At 76.6% G+C, this 3,437-nt stretch carries 3 protein-coding genes; 1 reads left to right on the forward strand and 2 read right to left on the reverse strand.

Annotated features, from left to right (window positions below; genetic code table 11):
• Window positions 1-31 precede the first annotated feature (31 nt).
• Both SSBG_RS22050 and SSBG_RS22055 read right to left on the reverse strand, forming a co-directional pair.
• The gene (locus SSBG_RS22050) at window positions 32-712 is read right to left on the reverse strand and encodes an SCO2322 family protein (protein ID WP_008748281.1); all 681 of its coding nucleotides are present in this window, start codon (window positions 710-712) and stop codon (window positions 32-34) included.
• Window positions 709-2,010, reverse strand: coding sequence for a prenyltransferase/squalene oxidase repeat-containing protein (locus SSBG_RS22055; protein WP_037871761.1), 1,302 nt, complete (start codon window positions 2,008-2,010; stop codon window positions 709-711). Before SSBG_RS22055 ends, SSBG_RS22050 begins: the two co-directional genes overlap by 4 nt.
• Window positions 2,011-2,358: 348 nt before the next feature.
• Between SSBG_RS22055 and SSBG_RS22060 the strand changes: the two genes are divergently transcribed.
• Window positions 2,359-3,437: glycosyltransferase family 4 protein (locus SSBG_RS22060; protein WP_037871762.1), on the forward strand; the 1,079-nt coding region annotated here is incomplete at its 3' end.

The raw sequence follows: 3,437 nt of genomic DNA on the forward strand, positions 1-3,437 counted from the left end.
GCCTCGCCCTCGCCCGCCACCGTCCCCCCGCTCACGGCTGCCGTCGGCGGCGCGTCTGCCACCCGATCCCCGCGGTCAGCACGACGAGCACGCCGAGACCGGCGTAGATCCCGAGGGAGGGGCCGCCGCCGTCGTCGTGCGCCGGAGCCTCCCCCGCGCTGTCCCCGGGCGCCTTCCGCGAGGGGGCGGCGACCTGCTCGCCGCAGCCGTGGCGCGGGTAGCCCGCGATGCCGCACAGGAGCGCCGCGCTGTCGTAGCGCAGCGGTTTCGCGACGGCGGCGAGCGCGTCGGCGGCGCTCGCGCCGGAGGGGACGCGCGCGCAGGCGGTACGGGGCCGGGGCGGCCGCTCGCCGGAGGGCGCGTCCGCCGCCGTGCCGAAGTCGACGACGAGCCCCACGCGCTTCTCGCCCGCCCGGGCCTTCGTGTCCGCGCAGACCGCCGCGAAGCCCGCGCCGCCGCGCGGGCGGCTCGCGTCGCCCGTGTCCTCGCTCACCGCGAAGCGGAAACCGGCCGTGTCGCCGTCGCCGGGGCGCGCGAGGGCCGGGCCGCGCGTCGCGTACCGCCACGCGCCCGCGTCCGTACGCTCCCAGAACGACCAGTACCGGTAGGCGCTCGCGGCCGAGGCGGGCGGGGCGAGGCCGAGGAGGCAGGCGAGCGCGGCGAGCAGGGCGAGGAGGGGGACGGCCGCCGGCCTCGTGCGGCGGACGGTCACCGCGCGGCGTTCTTCTTGTTGCGGCTGCTCACCAGGAAGCCGATCCCGGCCCCCGCGGCGAGGCCCACGCCCACGAACCACCACGGGCTCGACCCGCCGTCGTCCTTCTTCTTCCCGTCCTTCTTCTCGTCCTTGCCGGAGGTGCGGGAGTCGCCGGTCGTGCCCGAGTCCTTCGCCCGCACGGTCGCGCCCGCGACCGTCTTCCCGCCCGGGCCCGTCGCCGCGAGCTTCGCGGGCAGGTCGCGGTCCACGAAGTCGGCCGGGTCGGCGCCCGTCGCGTGCGCGGCCAGGATGAGCTGCGACCACGCGGCGGGACCCGTCTTCCCGGCCCACGCGGGGCCCTCGGAGCGGAGCCAGTCCACCGCCCGGCTCGCCTCCTCGGGCATCCCGGCCGCCGCGAGCGCGACGGCGGTGTCGGCGGTGTTGCCCGGGTCCGGCTTCGGCTCCGCGCCCGGCAGCGCCGTCGTCACGGCGCCGTTCTCGCCGAGCACGCCGCCCAGCCAGAGCGCGCCGTTGCGCGCGGCGTCCCGCGCCGTGCGGGGCGTCCCGCAGGCGGTGCTGCCGCCGCGCTCCTCGTGCGGCGCGGCGACGACGAAGCCCGCGCCGTACCCGGCCGTGACGGCGGCGGCGGTCGCGTCGGTGTTCGCGACGAGCGACCCGTCCTTCTCCGGCTGGAAGGCGAAGGCGGACCCGGCCTTGCCGGGTGACTGCTTCGCGTCGCACCTCAGCGCGAGGGCGAGCAGCGCGTCCTCGGCTGACTTGCCGCCCTTCGTCACGTCGGCCGGCTTCACGCCGAGCGCGCGCAGCGCGCCGAGCACGACGGACGTCGAGTTCGCGTCGGAGGGCGAACCGGCCGTGTACCCCCAGCCGCCGTCCTTGTTCTGCACGGATTTCAGCCAGGACAGTGCCTTCTCGGCCTCCGCCCGGTGCCCGCCGATCGCGGTGAACGCCTGGATCGCCGCGCCCGTCTGGTTCGTGTCCACCTGGTCCTTCGGCCCGCACTTCGCCCCGGGTTCCGCGCGGTACGGGGCGAAGGAACCGTCGGCGCACTGCTGCCCGACGAGCCAGTCCACCGCCTTCACCGGCAGCCTGCGGCCCGCCGTGTCGAGCGCGACGAGGGAGAGGGACTGCCGCCAGACCCCGTCGTACGTCGGGTCCTGCGTCCCGAAGAGCCCTTCCGCCGGGCCCGGCGCGGCGGCGGGCGCCGCGGGCGCCGCCGCGAGGGCGGGGGTCGCGGCGAGGCCCAGCGCGCCGGTGGCGACGAGCGGGAGGACGGCCGCGAGACGGCGCGGGCTCACGCGGCCCGGGAGCCCCACGGGGCGGCGGACGAGCGCGAGGCGGTGGCGGGTCGTGCGGGGGGCCGGGCGGGTCGTGCGGGGGTTCATGCGGGGCGGCTCCTGGCGGGGCGCGCCTGGCCGGGGGCGCGGGGGAATGCGGGACCGCACCACTTTAGCTGGCGGGCGGTTTCGGTGGCTTTGGCGGCCGGCAGCCCCTCTGACGTGCTCTTCGTCACGCCGGGCACCCGCTGTCCGCCCGAGGCTACTTGCCGGTAGATTCTGGGGGCGGACGACGATCAAGGGGAACTTGTTCGGTTTTGCAGTCCCGGCGTAGGCTCGCCGGACGTTCAGAAAGAGAGGGTGCCTGGAGTGACCGCCGAGGCCCTGGGTGCCCGCGCCGGACTCGACCGCCCGCTGCGCATCGCCCTGCTCACGTACAAGGGAAACCCTTTCTGCGGGGGACAGGGCGTCTACGTGCGCCACCTCTCGCGCGAACTCGCCCGGCTCGGGCACGAGGTCGAGGTGCTCGGCGCCCAGCCCTACCCCGTCCTGGACGAGGGCGTCCCCCTCACCGAGGTCGCGAGCCTCGACCTCTACCGCCAGCCCGACCCCTTCCGCACCCCGCGCCGCGCGGAGTACCGGGACTGGGTGGACGCCCTGGAGGTCGCCACGATGTGGACCGGCGGCTTCCCCGAACCCCTCACGTTCAGCCTCCGCGCCCGCCGCCACCTCGCCGCCCGGCGCGGCGCCTTCGACGTCGTGCACGACAACCAGACGCTCGGCTACGGGCTCCTCGGCGGCCCCCGCGCGCTCGGCGCCCCGCTCGTCACGACGATCCACCACCCCATCACCGTCGACAGGAACCTCGACCTCGCCGCCGCCGAAGGGCTCAAGCGGCAGCTCTCGGTGCGCCGCTGGTACGGGTTCACGCGGATGCAGAAGCGCGTCGCGCGCCGCCTGCCCTCCGTCCTCACCGTCTCCGGCACCTCGCGCGCCGAGATCGTCCGCCACCTCGGCGTGGACCCGCGCCGCGTCCACGTCGTCCACATCGGCGCCGACACCGGCCTCTTCTCGCCCGACCCCGCCGTCCCCGAGGTCCCGGGCCGGATCGTGACCACGTCGAGCGCCGACGTCCCGCTCAAGGGCCTCGTGCACCTCGTCGAAGCGCTCGCCAAGGTCCGTACCGAGCACCCCGACGCGCACCTCGTCGTCGTCGGCAAGCGCGCCGAGGACGGCCCCGTCGCGCGCGCCATCGACAGGCACGGGCTCGGGCACGCCGTCGAGTTCGTCAAGGGCGTCAGCGACGCGGAACTCGTGGACCTCGTGCGCTCGGCGCGGGTCGCGTGCGTGCCCTCGCTCTACGAGGGCTTCTCGCTGCCCGCCGCCGAGGCCATGGCGACGGGCACGCCGCTCGTCGCGACGACCGGCGGCGCCATCCCCGAGGTCGC

It is taken from the genome of Streptomyces sp. SPB074 (assembly GCF_000154905.1).
Lineage (GTDB): Bacteria > Actinomycetota > Actinomycetes > Streptomycetales > Streptomycetaceae > Streptomyces.